The sequence below is a fragment of the Lawsonibacter hominis genome, assembly GCF_014287895.1.
Taxonomy (GTDB): domain Bacteria; phylum Bacillota; class Clostridia; order Oscillospirales; family Oscillospiraceae; genus Lawsonibacter_A; species Lawsonibacter_A hominis.
The window spans coordinates 37412-58698 of sequence record NZ_JACOPP010000019.1; the positions used below are offsets into that span (position 1 = coordinate 37412).

Here is a 21287-nt window from a genome sequence, read left to right on the forward strand (position 1 = left end):
GATGCTTTGATGGACTTAAAAGAGTTCTATTTTCAAAATATAAAGGAATCTGAATATCATCATCGCTTTCTGAATTCCGTAAAAAAAGTGAACTATACATACAACCTCTTCACAGGTGAAGAAGAAACTCAGGATTACCAATTCGAGATTTATGATGTCGAAGAAGCAATCACCAAATTCAAAGAGCTGTGCCAGCCTGATGTTAATTTTTCACCGGAAAACAAATGTTGGTTTTATCTAATAACATATTATCTGAATACACTTGGCTATGAGATAAAAGAATTTCCCAGAATATTAGCAAGACCACCTGCTGAACCGGCTGACTTCACATACGGAGAAATTAGGAACCGAATTATCGCGCTGGGTGGAGACGATAATGGAACCGTCCGCTATGCAACCAGAAGAGCCTTTGTTGCGGAGCTGACATTTATGCAAAAGTCTTGCAACATTGAGGTGAGCGATTCTATAAACCAAAAATTCATCGAAATCTCTACCAGACAGGCGTCTTTCAACTGTATGCATACAGACGAGAAAATTGCTGAGATTGCAAATCTTATTGAAAATATGTTGAAGCAAGATGGAAAATTTATTACGCCAGAATATGAAAAAGTGTGTTGTGGGTTCATTGACGATACGATAGTAAAAAACTACAGAAAGCAAATGCAGTGTTTCAGACATTGCACAGACGAAGCAATAGCAGAAAGGAAGACATATTCCGAAGAGCAAAAGACCTTCCTTGTTGACTATGGACTTACGATTGTGAAGGCCATTCATGAACTGATAAAATAAGCAGTATTAAAAATTTCATCTCACCTTTCATGTTGCACATCATACACTTCAAACGGTCTGCTACGGCAGGCCGTTTTACTTTTCAAGGAGGTGTCCATCATGGCAACCACGCGCCTGATGCCTCTGCACACCGGCAAAGGCCGCACAGTGGGACAGGCCATCAGCGCTATCATCGACTACACCGAAAATCCGCAAAAGACAGACGGCGGCAGGCTGATAACAAGCTGGCAGTGCGACAGCAGGATCGCCGATGCCGAGTTCCTTTTCGCCAAAAATCAATACACCCAAAAGACCGGCAGAGTGCGCGGCGAGGATGATGTGATCGCCTACCATCTGCGGCAATCCTTTGTTCCCGGAGAGATCACACCGGAGGACGCGAACCGTTTGGGCTGTGAGCTGGCCAAGCGCTTCACCAAGGGCAATCACGCCTACATCGTCTGCACCCATATTGACAAAGCCCATATTCACAATCATGTGATTTGGAACTCCACCGCGCTCAGCCAGACCCGAAAATTCCGAAACTTTTGGGGCAGCAGCCGCGCCGTGCGGCGGCTCAACGATACCATCTGCATCGAGAACGGCTGCTCCATCGTGGAGAATCCAAAGTGCCACGGCAAGAGCTACAACAAGTGGCTGGGTGACAAAAAGAAGCCCTCCCACCGGGAGCGAATCTGCGCAGCCATTGACGATGCACTGGCGCAAAAGCCCGACAGCTTTGAAGCGCTGCTGGAGCTGCTGCGGCAGGCCGGGTATGAGGTCAAGGGCAAGAAAGTCCCGTCCCTGTTGGGCGGCGAACAGAAAAAGTCCATTCGCATGGATACCCTCGGTGACGGTTATACTCCCGCAGATCTCCGCGCGGTGATTGCAGGTGAAAAGGCGCATACGCCGCGAAAGAACGCCGCCGCGCCGGTCAAACCGGAAAAGCGCAGCGGGAATCTGCTGGTGGACATTCAGGCAAAATTACGCGCTGGCAAGGGTGCCGGTTATACGCGTTGGGCGACGTTGTTCAATTTGAAGCAGATGGCACAGACGGTGGCCTATCTGCAAGACCATGAGCTTTTAGATTACGCCGTTCTCTCAGAGAAAGCGGCGGCAGCGTCCGCTCACTTCAACGAGCTTTCCGCAAGGATCAAATCTGCGGAAACACGCATGGCCGAGATTGCGGTGCTGCGGGAGCATATTGTCAATTACGCCAAGACCCACGATACCTACGTTGCCTATCGCAAGGCCGGGTACTCTAAGAAATTTCTTGCAGAGCATGAAAGCGAGATCACGATCCACAAGGCCGCAAAGAACTATTTTGATGGACTGGGCTTCAAGAAGCTGCCCACCATCAAGGCGCTGAATACCGAGTACGCCGAGCTGCTGGCGGAGAAGAAAGCGGCCTACGCCGACTACCGAAAAGCCCGTGAGGAAATGAAAGAGCTGCTGACGGCCAAGGCCAATATCGACCGTATTCTGGAGTTGGATAAGGAGCAGGAGGAAGCGAATGAACGACGGGAAAAAGAGGCAGAGCAGCGCTGAGCTGCCCGCCCATAAGCGATTTGCAAAATCGCGCAGCCGATGGATTTATCCATCGTTCCAGAACACAGTTTTTGTGTTCTGAGGGGATTGGGGCAACGCCCCAACAAGCATGAAACAGGCGGGTTCCGTGTAAACGGAATCCGCCTGTTTTCGCAAAGTGGGTACCGCTTTGCATTGCTTGCCAGTATTATCCCCGAATTCAAGATAATTTTGGAATAACCACCTTTCTCGCTATTCCGCATGATGGGGGCGGCAGGCGTCACCGAGGAACTGAAAGCCCGCAACCCCATGCGCTGGGCGGGGCTGATGAACACGCTGAAAGCGCAGGTGGAGGAAGTGCTGTTGCAGGAATTAGTTTATATCAGATTTTGGGCATAGATGAAGCCGGGATTTTGCAAGCCAGCAAGCAATCCCGGCTTTATCTTATATATTTTCCAGTTTTTTTGACCGCCGGTATTCCAATGGCGATAGGCCGAATTGTTTTTTGAAAACTGATGCAAATTTGCTTTGATTCATATAGCCGACCAACTCGGCTATTTCTGCAACGGACAATCTTGTAGAAGTCAGTAACTCTGCAGCTTTTTTCATTCGGACTTCCCGTAGATAGATGGAAATATTTTGACCAAAAACGCCACGAAAATAGTTTTTTAAGCTGGTTTCGCTGACAGAAAACTGAGCTGCCAATTCCCATGCAGGATGATGTTGCCGCAAATCGGAAGTGATAATTTTTTCAACACGTTTTGCTATATCTACCTGTGTTTCAGTAAAAAATGTGCAGGCTTGCGATGGGGGGATATTGTTAAGATTTTGCAGTAATGAAAATAGAGCCAGAACATAGATCTTCATTTGAGAAATCGAAAACGGAGGCGCAATATCAAAAAGCTCCCAGAGCTTAATCAATATTTCTTCAACTTCAGGAGTAACTGCTGAGATATAAGTGTTATCGTTTGGGCAAAAAAGTTCAATGATTTTAGGGATGTCTATGCCAAACTCTTTTTGCATCCATGTACTCTCTGTTGCCAGTGTATTAGTATCAACAAAAAGCTCCATTCCCTCATAGATACGGCGAGGATAGACATATTGCTTTTGGGCAAAACACTCCGTGAGAGAAATATCTCCATCTTTCACATATACAAAGTTTCCGTTATTCAAGATAATCTCGCAACGACCAGTCACGCAATAGTTTAGGAGCAAAGGCCCTTTTTTAATGAAACTATCTTCACCCAAATTTGGAGCTGCCCATGTCGGAGAATTTATAAAAATATACGCAATAGTAAGTCCGGGGAAAAGTTGAAAAAACGTCATAGACCCTTTTCCCTCCTTAGTTTTCATAAGTAGTTCTGCGTTGAACTCGCTACGTTTTATTGAAACGCCGGGAATTTCAATACATTTTCTAAAAATATCATCAATCTTCATTTTTAACTCCTGTCGATTTGTCTGGCTCATTGCCCTTGATTTTAATCATATTATAGAATTGTAAGCGAAGTCAGTCAATAAAAAAACTCGTTGCTGTTTGGAGCTAAAAAGATGATTGGTTGTAGAGAGCTACTGCTAACTATGGTATCTTATAGAGGGGTTAGAAGACGCTAACCAGCAAATGAATGGAGGTATTCGTTATGAGTAACAAGTTACAAGCAAAAGACCTGATTAACCTCGGCCTGTTCACCGTTCTCTACTTTGTGATTGGCTGCTGTGTCGCCATTCCCATCGGCTTTGTACCTATCTTTTTGCCGATCCTCGGAGCATTGTGGTCTTTGATTACCGGCATCCCGTTCATGCTGTTCCTGACCAGAGTTAAAAAATTCGGCATGGTTACAATTATGGGAATTTTAAGCGGCCTGCTGATGGGGCTGACTGGCATGGGATTTTGGGGCGTACCGATGGGCGCGATTTTTGGTCTGCTGGGAGATTTGATCTTGAAATCCGGCGGTTATAAAAGCGCCAAGAAGATCCTGATTGGGTATGCGGTGTTCAGCCTTTGGATGGTTGGTACATATATCCCCATGTATTTCATGGTTGAGGATTCCTGGGCCAGTTTTGCGGCCAGCTTTGGTAAGGAATACGCTGACAGGGTAATGGCTGTTATGCCTATGTGGAGCATTATTCTGGTAATCGCCGGAATCTTCATTTTTGCGATCCTGGGCGGACTTTTAGGTAAGGCGCTTCTGAAAAAGCATTTTGCTAAAGCGGGCATTGTGTGATGAACGGGCTATCATTTTCAGCAACAACCGAAAAAAGAAAAGGAATCCTGCTTGATCCCCGGACAAAGCTCATTCTGCTGCTGACGATTACAACACTGATGTTCAGTACCAGTAACGAAGGAATTATGAACATCGTCAAGCCGTGTCTAAGCCTTGTCCCCTTTGCTCTGATTTTGTCGGAACGCCGTTTCAAAACAGCAGGAAAATATCTGGTGCTATATGCGGTTTGCTTTATACTGGAACGGATTGCCCTTACGAGTTTGAGTGGATTACTCTCGTTCATCGTGCTGGCAGTGACATCTATCATGACGCGGTTTGCGCCCGGCATTATGACAGGTGCCTATCTGATCTCATCCACTTCGATCAGTGAGTTTATCGGCGCAATGGAGCGTATGCACATCACGGAAAAAATCGTGATTCCAATGTCTGTCATTTTTCGCTTTTTCCCAACCATCAGCGAAGAATATCAGGCCATCCGGGATGCAATGAAAATGCGGGGCATACGATTCGGCGGGAAAAATCCTTTCCTGATGTTGGAATATCGCCTTGTTCCTTTGATGGTGTCCGTTGTGAAGATTGGTGATGAACTTTCTGCTGCTGCGTTGACACGGGGGCTTGGAGCCCCCGTTAAACGTACAAACGTGTGCCAGATCGGTTTCCATGTTCAAGATTTGATTGCGATTCTGTTTTGCGTTATCTGTTTTGCCTTGTTTTTGTTTCAGCAGCAGATTTCTTTTTGACGGGAGGGGGTGAACCTATGATACGGATTGACCATGTGACTTTCTCTTATGGAGAAGAAAACGAGAACGCTGGTGGAGTCCATGATATAAATCTGACCGTAGAGGACGGTCAATGCGTCGTACTTTGCGGCGAAAGCGGCAGTGGAAAAACGACAATTACCAGGCTGATCAACGGTCTGATTCCCCATTACTATGAAGGAAAAATGAATGGAGAAGTGTGGGTAAATGGGGCAAAGGTTTCGGAACAGCCTCTTTATGATACCGCGAAAACGGTTGGCAGCGTGTTTCAAAACCCCCGCTCACAATTTTTCAATGTGGACACAACCAGCGAAATCACATTCGGGTGTGAAAATCTCGGCCAGCCGGAGCAAAGTATTCGGGAACGATTAGATAAGACCATCCGGGATTTACGTCTGGAGAAATTGATGGGACGCAATATCTTTCATCTCTCCGGCGGGGAAAAGCAAAAAATTGCCTGTGCCGGGGTATCCATCATGGAGCCGGATGTGCTGGTTATGGATGAGCCGTCATCCAACCTGGATGCTTCCTCTATCCTGGATCTGAGAGCAATACTTGCGTTTTGGAAGTCGCAGGGGAAAACAATTATAGTGTCAGAGCATCGGCTCTACTATCTGCGCGGTCTTGCGGATCGTTTTATCTATATTACCGGCGGAAAGGTGGAAAAAGATTACTCCGCAGCGGAGTTTGAGAGCCTGACGGAGCAACAGAGAGCCAAGTTGGGGCTGCGTACCTTTATTCTTGAAGATTTGTTGCCGCCGAAAGCATTGCCCAAGGCCGGTCAGCAAATGGAACTTCGCAATTTCTGCTTTGCCTACAAAAACGAACCGGAAACGCTGCACATCCGGGAAAGTAAAATCCCCGCAAATCGTATTGTCGGGATCATCGGGAATAATGGAGCTGGAAAGTCCACCTTCTCCCGGTGTTTCTGCGGCCTTGAAAAGCGTTGCGGTGAGGTGATCTGGAACGGCAGAACTTATCGGCCTAAAGACAGACTAAATACCTGCTACATGGTGATGCAGGAAGTCAATCACCAGCTTTTCACGGAAACTGTGCTGGATGAAGTCCTGATCAGTATGGAGGAGGAAAATCAGGAGTGGGCTGAGGAAATCCTTGCCGAGTTAGATTTAATCGGCTTCAAAGACAGACACCCTATGTCCCTTTCCGGCGGCCAAAAGCAGCGGGTAGCAATTGCCTCGGCAATCGCATCCCAGCGTTCTATCTTATTTTTTGACGAACCGACCAGCGGTCTTGATTACAAACACATGAAAGAGGTTGCCAATGTCTTGAAACAAGTCAGGGATGCAGGCATTACCTTGTATGTCATTACCCATGATCTTGAGCTGCTTTTAGATTGTTGTACGGATATTGTCCATTTTGAGGACGGTTCCATCATCGACAAATTTCAAATGGATGAGGCCGGTCTTGAAAAAATCCGAAACTATTTTATAAAGGGGGTGCCTACAAAATGAAGGAAGAAAAGAAAGAGTCGCCCATAGGCGTCTTATGGGGATGGGGCAAGCCCTATCACGGGAAATTCATCGGCAGTATTATCCTTGCGGTATTAGGCGTGGCCTGCCAGATGGTGCCCTATTTCTGCGTGGCGCATATTGTCACACTGATGCTGTCGGGAGAGCAGGATTTTTCCAGTTATATGACGGCCTGTATCGTTGCATTGTGCGGTTATTTGGGAAAGGTTGTTTTCGTCAATCTTTCAACAGTCATTTCCCACACGGCGACCTATTACACGCTGCGCGATCTGCGAGAGAATATCACCGCAAAGCTGGCCCGCGTCCCGATGGGGACGATTTTAGATACTCCGTCCGGCCAGTACAAAACAACGATTGTTGACCGGGTGGAGGGAATGGAGCCGACCTTTGCACACCTGATCCCGGAAATGACCGCAAATGTGCTGGTTCCCATTGTGATTGTCGTGTACCTGCTTATTCTGGACTGGCGTATGGCGCTTTTGTCCCTTGTCACTCTCGTGGTGGGCCTTGTGGTTATGTCCGCCGGTATGAAAAACTATCCCGTCAAGTGGGAGGGTGCTGTCAAGGCAGGCAAGCAGATGACAGACGCCATCGTGGAATATATCGGAGGCATTGAGGTGGTGAAAGCGTTCAGCCAATCCGCCGGTTCCTACAAAAAATATTCTGACGCGGTGAATTACAACGCCAACTACTATGTGGACTGGATGCGGGAAAATCAGAAAACCATGAGCGCCTATAACGCCATCCTGCCCTCGGTGCTGATCTGCGTACTGCCCTGCGGCTTTTCGTTCTGGCTCTCCGGAAGCCTGGAACTTTCCACCTTCCTGTCCATTGTGATTTTCTCTCTGGGCCTTGTTGGGCCGATTATTGCGGCCTTTACCTTTACGGACGATTTGGCTGTACTGGGGACAAATGTGGAAGAAATCAGCCAGCTTCTGAACGCCGAAGAACTGAACCATAAAGAAACGCCGATCAAGCTGGAAGATACCGGCATTTCTCTTAGGTCTGTGTCGTTTTCCTATGACGGGACAACAGAGGTTTTGCATGATGTGAATCTCGCCATCCACCCCGGAACCATGACCGCCCTTGTAGGGCCGTCCGGCTCCGGCAAGTCTACGGTGGCGAAGCTGATTGCCGGGTATTGGGATGTTACATCCGGCAGCACTACCCTCGGCGGCCATGAGCTGAAGGATATGCCGCTGTCTGAAATTGCAGACCAGATTTCCTATGTATCTCAGGACAACTACCTGTTTAACCGCAGTATCCGGGAGAATATCCGCATGGGAAGACCCAGTGCCACGGACGCAGAGGTGGAGCAGGCAGCCAAACAAAGCGGCTGCGACGCCTTTATCCGCAAGCTGGATAATGGCTATGATACGGTTGTCGGCAGCGCCGGTTCCCATCTTTCCGGCGGTGAACGCCAGCGGATTGCCATCGCCCGCGCCATGCTGAAAAATGCACCGGTTGTCATTTTGGACGAGGCAACTGCCTATATCGACCCAGAGAATGAGGCGCTGGTGCAGAAAGCCATTTCCACTTTAACTGTCGGCAAGACCCTGATTGTGATCGCACACCGGCTGTCTACCATTGTTGGCGCAGATAACATCGTTGTGGTGAAGGATGGAACCATCCACGCACAGGGCACGCATGAGAAGCTGCTGGAAACCTGCCCCCTCTACCGGGATATGTGGCAGGCGCACATCGGCGCGAAAGACCAGATGTAAGGGGGTGTTGTCAGATGTATGGAACATTGAAAAAAATCTTTGCTTTTGCAGGCAGCAAAAAGGGGCTTCTAAAAAAATCCCTGTTATTCTCATTCCTGTCCGGGCTGTTTTCAGCCATGCAGTTTGCCGCCCTCTTTGTAGTGATCGGCGCGTTAGTATCTGACAACCGGGACGGAAAGTTTATCTGCATTTCGCTGGGAATTATGGCCGTTTCCCTCATTGGGCGTATCATCATGACCTATTTCTCCACGATGGAGCAGACAGAAACCGGCTATTGCATGGTGGCGGAAAAGCGTATCCACATCGGAGATCGGCTGCGCTACATCCCGATGGGCTACTTCAACAAGAATAGTATCGGGAATATTACCGCCATTGTCACAACAACTTTGGGTGATGTAGAGAACTCAGCAGCCCGTGTCCTGGTGTCAGTGCTGGGCGGTTTTTTCAACTCGGTTGCCCTCGTCATTGTCCTGTTGGTATTTGACTGGCGGATCGGTCTTGTGGCCGCTGCCGGTGTCCTGATTTACCTTGCGGCGGCGGAACTGGCGCTTCGCAAATCTGCCGCGCTCAGCGGGGTACGCCAGCACACACAGGAGTCCCTTGTGGAGTCTGTGTTGGAGTACATTCAGGGGATGGGGATTGTCAAAGCATTTGGATTGGAACGGGACAGCACGCAGTCTATCGGCAGTGCAATTAAGGCGAGCTGCCGGGATAACCTGAAATTGACAAAGGCCAGCGTTCCCTATGACGCTATCAAACAGGCTGTTGTCCGAGTGTTCAGCGTCCTGTTGCTTTTGGCCTCGGTCTGGTTCTGGCTGGACGGCTCCCTGCCGCTGGCCTATGGCCTGATTTTGGTAATTGCTTCTTTCATGGTGTTCAACGATTTGGAGAACGCCGGGAATATGGCCTCTTTGCTGCAAATGCTGGCGGCCTCGATGGATACGGCAAACTCCATTGATGACACGCCGGTAATGGACGAGAAAGGCGCTGATATTACGCCGAAGTCCAGCGAGATCGTGTTTAACAAGGTGGATTTTTCCTACGCAGACCGTAAGATATTAGATCAGGTCAGCTTTACCATTCCCGAAAAAACGACTACGGCCATTGTCGGCCCTTCCGGGGCAGGAAAGACAACGATGTGCAACCTGATTGCCCGTTTTTGGGATGTGAATGCCGGGAAGATTACCATAGGCGGTACGGATGTACGAGATTTCAAGCTGGACAGCCTGATGAAGAATATCTCGATGGTGTTCCAGAGCGTGTACCTATTTGCAGATACGATTGAGAACAATATCAAGTTTGGCTGCCCGGATGCTACCCATGAACAAGTGGTTGAAGCGGCGAAAAAGGCTTGCTGCCATAACTTTATTTCTGCCCTGCCGGATGGCTATGACACCGTGATTGGCGAGGGAGGCGGTACTTTGTCCGGCGGCGAGAAACAGCGGATTTCCATCGCCCGCGCCATGCTGAAGGACGCACCTATCATCATTTTGGACGAGGCAACAAGCAGCGTTGACCCGGAGAATGAGGATGAATTGCAGCGGGCTATCGAGGCATTGACCCATGACAAGACTATCATCATGATTGCCCACCGTCTGAAAACCGTCCGCAACGCCGATCAGATCCTTGTACTGGACAACGCTCATATCGTCCAGCGCGGCACTCATGCGGAGCTAATCCAGCAAAAGGGCCTGTATGCCGATTTTGTATCGGCCAGACAGGAGGCCATCGGCTGGAAGCTGGCTCAGTAAAGGAGGTTCAGATGAAACTTCATGCGTCCGGGGAGGACTACCTGGAAACCATCCTTGTTCTCCAAAAGAAACGCGGTATGGTGCGCTCCGTAGATGTGGCCCGGCACATGGAGGTGTCAAAGCCCAGCGTGTGCCATGCAGTGGCTACCTTGCGGGACGGCGGCTTTCTTATGATGGACGAAGATCACTTTCTCCATTTGACCGATGTGGGCCGCGAGGTGGCTGAAAGAATCTATGAACGCCACCGTTTCTTTACCGAGCAGCTTATCGCCGCAGGCGTTGATCCCAAAACTGCGGAGGCCGACGCCTGCCGGATTGAACACACTATCAGTCAGGACAGCTTTGAAAAAATCCGGCGTGCACACGAACAGGAGAGGTAAAACTTAAATTCTACCGTCGCTTCACACTAGTAGCCAAAAGGTAGTCGGCGGTAAAGTTTATATCCCCATACCTGCCGGTCATTCGAGAGTAAGAGCGGCCATCCGTGCAGGATGACCGCTTTTACTGTATCCAGAGAATTCCGACTACGCGGGGCAGTGTTTATTTATCGTCTCTCAAATTCTCTGCGCTTTGGCACAATGCAATATACCGCTCCGCTTCTGCATCACTCTTTCCGGCAAAGAAATCTGCCACAACTTTTGGAATTTCACGCGGGTTTTCGTCGTGAAACACCACGGCGTCAAGGCTGATTCTCATCTCCTTGGAAATGAGAGCCACGGTTTCAAACTTCGGATTGCTTTTGCAGTTTTCAATCTCAATAATCGTGCGCGTACACATGTTCAGTTTTTCAGCCAGTCCACGCTGTGTTATCTTCTGCTGGATTCGCTTCTCCCGAAGTTTGAGGGCAAAAAGGTCAAGAAAGTTCATTGGAAATCACCTCTACTATATTGTAGAGTGAGCTTCGCTTCACTTAAATCTACATGTAACTCATATTGGATGAGCTATAAATCACATTCAAAGAACTGAAGATTATTTTATGAGAACACGGATGAACAGGAGATGGCGCTAAGACCGCTCGCGGCCATGTAAAAAAGCATAAGTACAGAGTAGCCACCCACGCAAAAAAGCGCGCGGCGATCCCGCAGACGAGCTGCACTCACAGAAGTGAGTTGCAGCTCTCTTTTTATGCAGTATGGTTCATCCGTGATTTAGCTCCTCCGGGGGCAGCAGTATTCCCTTGCGCTTTCGCGCACAATCAAGGCGCTCGTGCGGGCAATGATGTCCGTGCGAGCGCCTTTTTTCGTTTTTCTGTCGGCTGTCGTTCTCCGCCGGTGTTGGCTTGGCTCACCAACCACCCAACACCGAAACGGAGGAACAAAATGTTTAATAGAAAAAGCATCTATGCGCTGAATAAGAAAGACTCCGATGCCATCGTTTATATGGATGCCAATGAAGTCATCATCCGCCTGACCCGCGAGGACTTTGCCAGCGAGGAAGAGTTTCTGAAATGGAAATCTTGGTCGGATGGAAACTACCACACTGAGGACAATCAGGATGTGGTAGAGGGGAAACACAATACGTCCATTGATGACCTGTCCGAAGCCGCACTTTCCATTCCTGCCATTGATGTGGTTATGGAGCGCCAGCACGAAAAATCTGAGCGGTGCAGAATGGCTTCCACGATGGTTTCTCAGATCAGGGACAAGCTGACGGAAACACAGTTCCGCAGACTTTGGATGTACTACGTTGGCGGAATGACCGTTGATGAAATTGGGCGGATTGAGGGCATCAGACACCAGAACATTTCCAAAAGCATTGGCTCCGCAATGAAGAAAATCAAAAAATTTTTCCCGTAAGCTCAAAAACAGGGTGCAAAAATGCCCTAAAAAAGATGATAGGTGAAGGGACATTCTCCACGAAGCCTTTCGTTGAACGTTGAAAACTGAATAGACCATGATGCAGGCACAAAACCCGCGTGATAGCGGCATAAGGTGCGCCGCCACGACGATGGCTTCAAGGAGGTGATTCCGGAAAAGCCATCCGAGCGATCTACGCAGCCTTAGACCCGATTCGGCAAATCGGGCGCGATGACAGCGCGGCGGATAATGAAACTTGCTCACGCCCTCCCACAGACTTGAGGGGGAACCCTGCGGTATGCGCCAGCCCTTTGGTGCAGCGGTATCGTGGAGTTATGACAGCCCTGCCAAGGGCGGCCTGCATCATGCCCACTATCCGGGGCGCGTGGCAAATAGGATGGATCTTCTCAAATGGACAAGCAGAGCGGCTGCGCCGGTATTCGCCATTATGTTATGTGGCTCAAATTCTACCCGCGCAGCCGCCTCTCAAAGTCAGATACCATGCGCTGACGGGAAAGCCCGTCAGCGCATTCATGTGACCTTGAGGAAACCCACCAAACCGAGAAAGGAGATCGCCATGATGCAGCCAACGCCAAACGAAACCCGAACCCACACGGATGAACTGGTGGACATCCGGGAAGTATCCGTAGACAAAAATCTTCCCAAGGAAGAACGCATTGCCGCCTTTATCCGCCAGATCAAAAATCCTTACCGCTTCCGCTGCGGCGATTTCGTGGTAAACGCCTGCTTCGCCGGGAACGGCGTTACGTTGGAGGAATGTCTGCAAGGCATTTTGCGCTGAGCGACATCCTCGCTTTTTTCCGCAGAGAGTGCTATGATCGGTGTGGAAAAGGATGAAAACCAAATAGCCAGATAACCACTCTTTTCATGCGGGAGCAGTCCGGGAGAAAGGAGTGCTTTTTCATGCCTAAATACAAAGCTACCGCTTACATCCGCCTGTCCTACACCGACGATCATTCCAGCGAAAGCGACAGCGTTTCCAATCAGCGCAAGCTCATTGAGAACTTTGTGGAGCGCAACCCGGATATTGAGGTCGTTTCCGAAAAGATCGACGATGGTTATAGCGGCATCATCTTTGACCGTCCCGCATTCAAGGAAATGATGCAGGATGTCACCGATGGCAACATCAACTGCGTCATTGTAAAAGACCTCTCCCGGCTGGGGCGCGAGTACATTGAAACCGGCCGCTATCTGCGCCGGGTATTTCCGGCCTATGGGGTGCGCTTCATTGCCATCACCGACAGCATCGACACCGCCCACGACAGCGGCGATGATCTGACCGTATCGGTCAAGAACATTATGAACGAAGCCTATTGCCGGGACATTTCCATCAAGACCCGTTCTTCTCTGGACGTGAAGCGGCGCAACGGCGATTTCGTCGGCGCGTTCCCGGTGTACGGCTACATGAAAGCCGAGGACAACAAGAATTTGCTCGTCCCTGACCCCTACGCCGCCCGCGTTGTCTGCGACATCTTCCGTATGCGGCTGGAGGGCGCAAGCGCCTCCAAGATCGCATCAGAGCTGAACCGGCTGGGTATCCTTTCCCCGCTGGCGTACAAGAAGAACAACGGCCTGCCCTACGCGAAAAAGGGGTATGCGGACAAGGCCGACTGCAAGTGGTCGGCAACCACCATCATCCGCATCTTGCAGGACGAAACCTATACCGGAACGCTGGTACAGGGCAAACAGGGTACGCCACACTACAAGATCAAGCAGATGGAGCAGCGTCCCGCCTCCGAGTGGGTGCGTGTCCCGGATGCCCACGAAGCATTGATCGCCCGTCAGGATTTTGAGCTGGTGCAGCGCATTAAGGGACTGGACACCCGCACTTCTCCCAACGAGGACACGGTGTACCTGTTCTCCGGTATTCTGATCTGCGGGTGCTGCGGAAGCCGCATGACCCGCAAGACCAACCGTGCAAACAGCAAGGAGTACCACTACTATTATTGTCCCACCGGCAAGAAAAAGGGTTGCAGCCATCCGGTCATGCTGAAAGAAAGCAGCCTGATCGACTGTGTGCGGGACAGCCTGAAATCCTATATCGGCAATATTGCTTCTCTGGAGGCACTGCTGACCGGCATTGACCAGACCAGCATCAATCAGGCGCTTGCCAAGGAATACAGCGACCACATCACCGACAACGAGCGCCGGTTGGAGCAGGTGCTGGAGTTCAAGGCACGGCTTTATGAGAGCCTTGTGGGAGGTATGCTTACCAAGGAAGAATACGCTTCCTATAAGGCAAAGTACACCAAGCAGGCCGAGGACATTCGCGAGAGCATCCGCGTTCTCAAGGAAAAACTCACGGAGGTTTTGGAAAACCGGAGTGAGCGCAACCGCTGGATTTCGCAGTTTACGCAGTTCTCCACGCTGGAAACCTTAGACCGCAGGGCGCTCATTCACATGGTACAGAGCATCCGCGTCCGAGGCAAAAAGGAGCTGGATATTACCTTTACCCATGAGGACGAATACAAAAAGGCGTTGCAGCTTTTGGCGCTGGCAGCGCAGCAGAAAGATTACGAACAGAGAAAGGTGGGGTGAGCATGGCGAGAAAAAGCAGAAAAGAAACGGCTGCGGTAGTCGTGCAGGAGGCCGACGCCGCTTGCCGCGCCGCGATCTACGTCCGCCTTTCTGTGGAGGATACCCACACGCACAGCGTATCCATTGAAACCCAGCAGATGATTATTGCCCGCTATCTGGAGCAGTACCCGGAGATCAGCGTATACGATACCTATATCGACAACGGCGCGACCGGGACAAACTTCCACCGTCCGGGCTTTCAGCAGATGCTCTCGGATATTGAAGCCGGTCATGTCAACTGCGTCATTGTGAAAGACCTCTCCCGTTTGGGGAGGAACACCATCGACACCGGCTACTACATCGAGCAGTATTTCCGCATCCGCAGCATCCGCTTCATTGCGGTCAATGAAAACTTCGACACCGCCAACCCGGAAGATGCCCATTCTGGTATCATCATCCCGCTGCGGAACATGATAAACGAAGCCTACGCTTTGGACATTGGGCGCAAGATCAGGGCGCAGCAGCGGCAGGCCATGAAGGACGGAAAGTTCATCGGTGCGCGTACTCCCTACGGTTATCTGAAAGCGGAGGATGATTGCCACCAGCTTATCATCGACCCCGTTGCCGCCATTGTGGTACAGCGAATGTTCCGATGGGCTTCCGAGGGCGCTGGCCTCAATACCATCGCCGTGCGGCTGAACGAGGCTGGCATCCTCACCCCCAGCCACTACAAGAAGATGCAGAGCAAAATCACCCACGAAAATTTGCTCGGCAGCGGCAGATGGCAGACCCGAACAGTCGGCGTCATTCTCCGCTCCGAGGTCTACACCGGCGATTTGGTGCAGGGGCAAACCAAAACCGTGGATCACCGGCAGGTCAAGGCCGATGCCGAGGAATGGACGGTGGTGCGGGACACCCATGAGGCCATCATCAGCCGGGAACAGTTCGCGGCGGTGCAGGAAATTCTCAATCAGACCGCCAGCCGCGCCAAGGCACGGGAGGTCAAAGCCTACACGCCGAATTTGCTCAAAGGCAAGGTGTTCTGCGCCCATTGCGGCGGCAGCCTGCACCGGCAGCGGAATATCCGCAAGAAGTCCGACGATGTGTACTTCTACCATTGTCTGAGCCAGAGCCGAATCAGCAAGGATGCCTGCCCCGGCGTGACCATCCGCGAGGATGCGCTGCTGGATATGCTGGCGGATATGCTTCAGGAAGCGCTCAACACCGCTTTGGGCGACTACCGCCTGTCGCTTGCGGAGCTGCCCCGGCAGGCCGCTGACCGCGCTGAGCTGCGGGAGAAGATCACCAGCCGCAAGCAGGAAATCCAGCGGCTTCGCGGTATCGTGCGGAGTTTATATGAAACCCTCGTCCAAGGTGTTCTTACCAAGGATGAATACTTCGACTACAAGGAGAAGTACGAAAGCCGCATTGCCGATCTCGCCGTGGAAATGGAGCAGTTGGAGGACGGCCTGCGGACGATGGATACACAGATTGAGCAGCACCGGGCGCTGGAGCAGGACGCCGCGCAGATCAAGACCGACCGTGCGCTGACCGGCGCTCTTATCGAGCGACTGATCGACCGCATCGAGGTATCCCACGATAAGCAGATCACGGTGCGCTATCGCTTCCAGAGCGAGTTTGAAACCTATGCGGAGGTGCTGGAACAATGCAGAAATATGTGATCGCCCTCTACATCCGCCTCTCCATCGAGGATTACAAGTACGACAGCCTGAGCATTGAAAACCAGAGTCTCGTCCTCCACGAGTACGCGGCTTCCATGCCGGAAGCTCTGAACGCGGAGATTATGGAGTTCATCGACAACGGGTACAGCGGCACAAATTTTGAGCGTCCGCAGGTACAGAAGCTCATTGAGCTGGTGCGGGCCAATCAGATCGACTGCATCATCGTCAAGGATTTTTCCCGCTTCGGGCGAAACAGCATTGAAACCGGCTATTTCATCGAGCGTGTGTTCCCGCTGTTCCATACCCGCTTCATTTCCATCAGCGACGATTTTGACAGCAGCAAATTCAAGGGCGACACCGGCGGCATGGACGTAGCATTCAAGTATCTCATCAGCGAATATTACAGCCGCGATATGTCCATCAAGACCAAGAGTGCCAAGTACGCCAAGATGCAGCGCGGCGAGTATCAGAGTAAAATCTGTCCCTACGGCTACCGCAAAAGCGCCGATGGCAGAATGGAGCCTGACCAGGAGGCCGCTGCCGTTGTGCAGCTCATCTTCCAGCTTGCCGCCGAGGGCATCAACGCCACCGCCATCACGCGGGAGCTGTTCCGCAGGAACATCCCTACCCCCGGCCAGTACAAAGCGGCGCACGGCAATCACACCCACGATATTTCCCGCTGTCACGGGATTTGGAGTACATCCACTATTCTCCGCATTTTGGAGGACGAACGCTACACCGGCGTGTATGTAATCGGCAAGCGGGCGGTTCTCGAAGTAGGCGGCACCAGAAGCCGCCTGAAGGACAGAGAATCGTGGTACATCATCCCCGACCATCACCCGGCCATCGTTGAGAAAGCTGTGTTTGATACCGTGCAGGCCAGCCAGCTCCGATTTTCCCAGCCAAACAAGAAAAAGCGGGACTACCCGCTGAAAGGCAAAGCCTTCTGTGGCTGCTGCGGTCATGCGCTGTCCCGCACCATGCAGAAAACCTCATACTATCACTGCCGCCATTCCGAGGCGGACGTAGAAAGCCGCTGCCACAAGATGCGTCTGAACGCCGCAGAGCTGGAACAGACGGTATTCCTGACTCTGAAAAAGCAGATGGAAGCCGCCGCACCGCTTGCCCCTGGCGGTACGCTCCGGGTAGATGCTTCCGTACCGGAACGCGCCGAATATGAGCAGCAGATCGAGGCGCTGCAAGACGGCAAGCGCACACTTTACGAACGCTATCTCATGGACGAGATCGACCTGAATACCTACAAAGCAGAAAAGGGCGCGTGTGACGAGCTGCTTTTGAAAACGAAAAATGCCTATGCCGCAGTATTGGCACAGGCGAAGCAGAAGCAAGACGAACAGGCACGGCAGGACAGCCGCAAGAAAGCGTCCAAGGCGATTTTCGATGCGGACACGCTGACCACCGAGCTGGCCGAGCTGCTAATCGACCGGGTGCTGGTGTACCCTGATAAGCGCATTGAGATTGCATATAAAATCCAAGACATTTTCGCTTGAGGTGGCAGACATGAAAATCGCTTTCTATTGCAGAGTGGACGGACAGGGCTTCGGCTTTGTCCTCCCCGATGAAGCTGACAAGCTCCGCGAGTTTTTCGCCGAGCATCAGGATAAGCCTGTGCTTGAAAACCCATCAAGCGCAAGCTAAAAATTTTTGTCGTGTGCTTGACATACGGGTGACGCAGATCGTGAAACCGGTAATGTGGCAGCCCGGCTCCTTCGCAAAGCCTGGAAAACCGCTTATACATGGCTTGCCCGCTTAGATGTATTATATAGTCATCTGTGTGCGGTTGATCCTCGATTAAGGATTTGATATAGGTTGGGATTCTTATCCTTCGATCCCCGCTGTAGGTCTTTGTGCCCTTAAGCTTCGGACCGTCCTCTCCGTTAACAATGGCCTGCCGGATGTGCAGCATGTCGTCTGCGATGCAGTCCCATGTTAAGCCTCTGATTTCTGACGCCCTTAAGCCGAGCCACACGGCCAGCAGGATTGGCAACTCTACCGGAGTACCCTTCGCGGCCTCAATGATCCTGGCGATATCCTCTGCCGTCGGTATCCCCGCCTCGTATTTCCGCTTTTGAGGCAAGGTGGTACGCAGTGTCATCGCGGGATGATATTCGGCCAGCGCCGCGCTAAGCAGGCCGTGAGCGTTCCGGACGGTCTTAGGAGACAGCGTCCTGGACATGCTATTCATCTCGCGCTGTACCTTCTCCTGCGTCAAGGCGGAAAGCGTCGTTTTCATGATACCCTGCATGGTGTTCTTCCGGAGCTTTTTGTACCCGTATATCGTAGAGGGAGACAGGACAGAATCCTTGCTTTCGATATACCTGTCGATTGCCTCCCCAACTGTAAGCGACTCGGGCCGCTTGGCCTCATGGAGCAATCCGTTTTTTAGCGCCACAGCTTTTGCCTGGGCCACGTCCGGGTCGCCGTCCACTACGCTGACCCGCTTCCCTTCCACCATCACCTGGCATCTGTATTGCCCGGATGGAAGCAATTGCGGCGTCGGAAGTTTCTTTTTCATCTTGCACATTCCCCCAATCTTTGGTAAACTAGAGGAGCAGTAGGCGCTCAAACTTACTGTCTTTCCCCTAGCCGCCTCCGGTATCCGCACACCGGGGGCGGATTTTATTTCCCAAACAAGGATTTCCACAATAGGCTTTGCGCCTTCCGCTTCCGACCTGCTTTTGTTGTCGGGATTCCCGTTGCCTTTGCGATCTTGCGTTTTGCCTTTGTAACGCCGAAGGCGCGCTTCCAGCTAAAACCGCCAAAACTCATTACAGAACCCTCCATTAATGTACGCACTTATCGCATGGCTCAAGGCCCATCCCAACTGCGGTAGAATATGGGACCTCCCAATAAGTGCCTCCGTTACAGGTCGGATCGTTGTGGTATTTCGACCCGGTTCTGGTGATGTAGGTTGGCTTTTTAATCTGTGGGGTATCAAGCGTAACCGTTGATGTGTCCTGATCCCATCCGACTTCCAAGCCAAAAGCGTTCGCCACGGCGCGGACCGGCAAGTACGTAGTGCCGCTGATTGCAAACGGTTCTACCGCGGCACCGTTGGCGTCTGTTGGAGTGATTTCTTTCCCGTCGAGCGTAATTTTAATGCCGGTGTAGTCCAGAGTGGCTTGCTTTTGATACCCGGCTGCCACAGCTGTCCCGATAAGGCCAACCAGCAGCAGCGTAACCATAATGCCCGACACGAAGCCTTTCCATTGCCTTTTCATTTGTACATCCCATCTTCTTATTTTTACCGCCATCCGGCGGCATTGGTACGATAACAAGCGACCTGTCCTATAATCCGCCCTATTAAACCCTACAAAAGTGATTGTATTTAGAAAAAGTGGTACGTTTTTTGGCTAAATTTCCAACTTGATATATTAGAACGTGCGTTCTATACTGATGTCACTGACAAGGGAGCCGTGGCGCGGAGGAAGGCGGATGCGATGGGAGAAAATATTTCCAGTGACAACATTACTGGTATTGAGGTAAAATTAACCAGAGCTCAAAAATACGGAAGCGCTCCCGTGGAAGGGAGTACATTTATGCCAAGCGACCGTGAGTTATTGGAGAAAGTGCAAAATCTCAATCCTGAGGTTCAGCGGCTGGCGCTTGAAATTCTATCAGAACTTCTAGCTTCTCAGCGAACTTCCTCTTGTTCTCAGGTGATAGTTGGCGAATCATGTCCATAATACGCGCGTCATCTGGACTCAAAGGCCCACTCTCGGAAACGGGGGTGGGTTCTTTTTCTATTTGAGGTGTGTCTTCGTAGCTGTTGATTTCTGCCTTTATGCGGTCATTGTCCAAATAGAAAAATGGATCACTTACGTTACCAAGCAAGTAGTCTGCGCTGACGCTGAAGAAAGACGCTAACATATTTACAGTTTCGCTCCTTGGCATAGTCCCCCTTTTCCAAGCGGTTATGCTTCCAGATGAAACCCCTAGTTTTTTAGCGACTGAGTTTGGCGACTCTCCGCGTTCCTTACATAGCGCGCTATAACGGTCAAAAAAGATGGACATTTGGCTCCTCCTGACAATGTGCACAATAATAATATCTCATAATTATGAAGAGTCACAATTGAAAATCTCATAATAATGAGGTATTATCATTGTAGCGTTAGACAAATGGGCAACCTCTAGTTTGGGTAACCGCTTCTTAAATGTGATGGCACACTTATATTAAGCGGGTTTGCCCTTTTTGTCAATGAGTTAATCTCATATTTGTGAGAGAGCACAAAAAGGAGGTGTCAATTATATGAGTTTTGCTAGTGCTAGAAAATGCGCTGGCATCTCGCAAATGAAGGTAGCGGAGAAAATTGGCGTTGACCAATCTACCGTTTGCCTGTGGGAGACCGGCAAGACCCGTCCCCGCGCCGGTTTGCTGGTCAAGTTAGCTGGACTTTATTGCTGTACAGTGGACGAACTTTTGCGGGATAACCCAGGACAAGAACAGAGTGCGGGGAGGTAACGATGAACGATTTGGTCTTTTTAGACCCGAACAGACTGGACGCGGTTCCGTTCACCACGTCGAAGGTGATTGCTGAAATGACAGGCATGAACCACCGCCGCGTTAAAGACGCTATCCGGAAACACGAATCCACATTTTTGGAGTTTGGACTTTTGGGCGCATCTATCCATAAAATCACCTCCCTTCTCTGCCAAAATCATACCACATTGGCGGATGGGGGACAAGCAAAAAGGAGGACAACCACCATGCCAAAAGTATATCTGACGGAGGCCCAACGGCAGGAAGCGAAGCTCGACCGGCAGAACAAGATGCTCGGGGATGGCTTGGCCTGTTACAAGGCGATCAACAAGCTGACGCTTGAGCAGATCGGGTCTGGGCTTGGCATGAGCAAAACCACGGTCATGCACATCATACAAGGCAAAGACAAGCGCATCCCGATCCAGTCGTTTTGGAAGCTGCTGGAGATGGCTGGCCTGGAGGTCAGGCGGAAGGAGGCCGCATCATGAGCCAAACCCGAAATGAGCGCCGCAGGGCGCGAGGACGGGCCAAGG

At 51.0% G+C, this 21287-nt stretch carries 23 protein-coding genes and 1 pseudogene; 18 read left to right on the top strand and 6 right to left on the bottom strand.

Annotated features, from left to right (window positions below):
* The first annotated feature begins 9 nt into the window (after positions 1 to 9).
* The 4 genes from H8S57_RS12455 to H8S57_RS12470 all read left to right on the top strand — a co-directional run bounded on the left by H8S57_RS12455 (position 10) and on the right by H8S57_RS12470 (position 2691).
* On the top strand, positions 10 to 789 hold the full coding sequence (locus H8S57_RS12455) for a hypothetical protein (RefSeq protein ID WP_021633216.1): 780 nt from the start codon (positions 10 to 12) through the stop codon (positions 787 to 789).
* A gap of 99 nt (positions 790 to 888) precedes the next feature.
* The gene (locus H8S57_RS12460) at positions 889 to 2313 is read left to right on the top strand and encodes a relaxase/mobilization nuclease domain-containing protein (protein ID WP_186908357.1); all 1425 of its coding nucleotides are present in this window, start codon (positions 889 to 891) and stop codon (positions 2311 to 2313) included.
* 39 nt (positions 2314 to 2352) lie between these two features.
* Positions 2353 to 2532, top strand: a complete 180-nt coding sequence (locus H8S57_RS12465) for a hypothetical protein (protein WP_186908358.1) — start codon at positions 2353 to 2355, stop codon at positions 2530 to 2532.
* 21 nt (positions 2533 to 2553) lie between these two features.
* Positions 2554 to 2691, top strand: coding sequence for a TnpV protein (locus H8S57_RS12470; protein ID WP_186908359.1), 138 nt, complete (start codon positions 2554 to 2556; stop codon positions 2689 to 2691).
* 45 nt (positions 2692 to 2736) lie between these two features.
* Here H8S57_RS12470 and H8S57_RS12475 read toward each other — a convergent pair whose 3' ends face one another.
* Positions 2737 to 3729, bottom strand: coding sequence for an AraC family transcriptional regulator (locus tag H8S57_RS12475; RefSeq protein ID WP_186908360.1), 993 nt, complete (start codon positions 3727 to 3729; stop codon positions 2737 to 2739).
* Between the two features lie 200 nt (positions 3730 to 3929).
* On the opposite strand from H8S57_RS12475, the gene H8S57_RS12480 reads away from it, so the two are divergent.
* The 6 genes from H8S57_RS12480 to H8S57_RS12505 are packed head-to-tail and all read left to right on the top strand — an operon-like array spanning position 3930 to position 10617.
* A complete protein-coding gene (locus H8S57_RS12480) occupies positions 3930 to 4514 on the top strand; it encodes an MptD family putative ECF transporter S component (protein ID WP_186908361.1) in 585 nt (194 codons plus the stop codon).
* On the top strand, positions 4514 to 5254 hold the full coding sequence (locus H8S57_RS12485; protein ID WP_015524598.1) for an energy-coupling factor transporter transmembrane component T: 741 nt from the start codon (positions 4514 to 4516) through the stop codon (positions 5252 to 5254). Before H8S57_RS12480 ends, H8S57_RS12485 begins: the two co-directional genes overlap by 1 nt.
* A 17-nt stretch (positions 5255 to 5271) precedes the next feature.
* On the top strand, positions 5272 to 6744 hold the full coding sequence (locus tag H8S57_RS12490) for an ABC transporter ATP-binding protein (RefSeq protein ID WP_186908362.1): 1473 nt from the start codon (positions 5272 to 5274) through the stop codon (positions 6742 to 6744).
* The gene (locus H8S57_RS12495) at positions 6741 to 8486 is read left to right on the top strand and encodes an ABC transporter ATP-binding protein (protein WP_186908363.1); all 1746 of its coding nucleotides are present in this window, start codon (positions 6741 to 6743) and stop codon (positions 8484 to 8486) included. Before H8S57_RS12490 ends, H8S57_RS12495 begins: the two co-directional genes overlap by 4 nt.
* 14 nt (positions 8487 to 8500) lie before the next feature.
* Positions 8501 to 10237, top strand: coding sequence for an ABC transporter ATP-binding protein (locus tag H8S57_RS12500; protein WP_186908364.1), 1737 nt, complete (start codon positions 8501 to 8503; stop codon positions 10235 to 10237).
* Positions 10238 to 10248: 11 nt separating this feature from the next.
* A complete protein-coding gene (locus H8S57_RS12505) occupies positions 10249 to 10617 on the top strand; it encodes a metal-dependent transcriptional regulator (protein WP_186908365.1) in 369 nt (122 codons plus the stop codon).
* Positions 10618 to 10777: 160 nt separating this feature from the next.
* On the opposite strand, the gene H8S57_RS12510 is transcribed toward H8S57_RS12505, so the two are convergent.
* Positions 10778 to 11104 (bottom strand): helix-turn-helix transcriptional regulator, encoded by a 327-nt coding sequence (locus tag H8S57_RS12510; protein ID WP_186908366.1) that lies wholly within the window; start codon positions 11102 to 11104, stop codon positions 10778 to 10780.
* A 242-nt stretch (positions 11105 to 11346) separates the two neighbouring features.
* Between H8S57_RS12510 and H8S57_RS12515 the strand changes: the two genes are divergently transcribed.
* The 6 genes from H8S57_RS12515 to H8S57_RS12540 all read left to right on the top strand — a co-directional run bounded on the left by H8S57_RS12515 (position 11347) and on the right by H8S57_RS12540 (position 17912).
* Positions 11347 to 12033, top strand: coding sequence for a sigma-70 RNA polymerase sigma factor region 4 domain-containing protein (locus H8S57_RS12515; protein WP_186908367.1), 687 nt, complete (start codon positions 11347 to 11349; stop codon positions 12031 to 12033).
* A gap of 298 nt (positions 12034 to 12331) precedes the next feature.
* Positions 12332 to 12835 (top strand): DUF6870 family protein, encoded by a 504-nt coding sequence (locus H8S57_RS18250; protein WP_440131169.1) that lies wholly within the window; start codon positions 12332 to 12334, stop codon positions 12833 to 12835.
* A 122-nt stretch (positions 12836 to 12957) separates the two neighbouring features.
* Positions 12958 to 14592 carry a recombinase family protein gene (locus tag H8S57_RS12525; protein ID WP_186908368.1) on the top strand — a complete coding sequence of 545 codons (1635 nt, stop codon included), beginning with the start codon at positions 12958 to 12960 and terminating at the stop codon, positions 14590 to 14592.
* Positions 14593 to 14594: 2 nt separating this feature from the next.
* Positions 14595 to 16253: a recombinase family protein gene (locus H8S57_RS12530; protein ID WP_186908369.1), complete on the top strand. Its 1659-nt coding sequence runs from the start codon at positions 14595 to 14597 to the stop codon at positions 16251 to 16253.
* Positions 16238 to 17764: a recombinase family protein gene (locus H8S57_RS12535; protein ID WP_186908370.1), complete on the top strand. Its 1527-nt coding sequence runs from the start codon at positions 16238 to 16240 to the stop codon at positions 17762 to 17764. Before H8S57_RS12530 ends, H8S57_RS12535 begins: the two co-directional genes overlap by 16 nt.
* A 10-nt stretch (positions 17765 to 17774) precedes the next feature.
* The gene (locus H8S57_RS12540) at positions 17775 to 17912 is read left to right on the top strand and encodes a hypothetical protein (RefSeq protein ID WP_186908377.1); all 138 of its coding nucleotides are present in this window, start codon (positions 17775 to 17777) and stop codon (positions 17910 to 17912) included.
* A gap of 37 nt (positions 17913 to 17949) precedes the next feature.
* On the opposite strand, the pseudogene H8S57_RS18080 reads toward H8S57_RS12540, so the two are convergent.
* From H8S57_RS18080 to H8S57_RS12555, 4 genes and pseudogenes are all read right to left on the bottom strand, one after another.
* Positions 17950 to 18798: pseudogene (locus H8S57_RS18080) on the bottom strand (tyrosine-type recombinase/integrase); the annotation flags it as partial.
* Positions 18799 to 18893: 95 nt separating this feature from the next.
* Positions 18894 to 19043 carry a hypothetical protein gene (locus tag H8S57_RS12545; protein ID WP_186908371.1) on the bottom strand — a complete coding sequence of 50 codons (150 nt, stop codon included), beginning with the start codon at positions 19041 to 19043 and terminating at the stop codon, positions 18894 to 18896.
* 14 nt (positions 19044 to 19057) lie between these two features.
* Positions 19058 to 19495: a stalk domain-containing protein gene (locus tag H8S57_RS12550; protein ID WP_207723790.1), complete on the bottom strand. Its 438-nt coding sequence runs from the start codon at positions 19493 to 19495 to the stop codon at positions 19058 to 19060.
* A gap of 358 nt (positions 19496 to 19853) precedes the next feature.
* Positions 19854 to 20288: a helix-turn-helix domain-containing protein gene (locus H8S57_RS12555; RefSeq protein WP_186908373.1), complete on the bottom strand. Its 435-nt coding sequence runs from the start codon at positions 20286 to 20288 to the stop codon at positions 19854 to 19856.
* 235 nt (positions 20289 to 20523) lie between these two features.
* On the opposite strand from H8S57_RS12555, the gene H8S57_RS12560 reads away from it, so the two are divergent.
* Positions 20524 to 20736: a helix-turn-helix transcriptional regulator gene (locus H8S57_RS12560; RefSeq protein ID WP_186908374.1), complete on the top strand. Its 213-nt coding sequence runs from the start codon at positions 20524 to 20526 to the stop codon at positions 20734 to 20736.
* 2 nt (positions 20737 to 20738) lie between these two features.
* Positions 20739 to 21242 (top strand): hypothetical protein, encoded by a 504-nt coding sequence (locus H8S57_RS12565; protein ID WP_186908375.1) that lies wholly within the window; start codon positions 20739 to 20741, stop codon positions 21240 to 21242.
* The last annotated feature ends 45 nt before the right edge of the window (positions 21243 to 21287 follow it).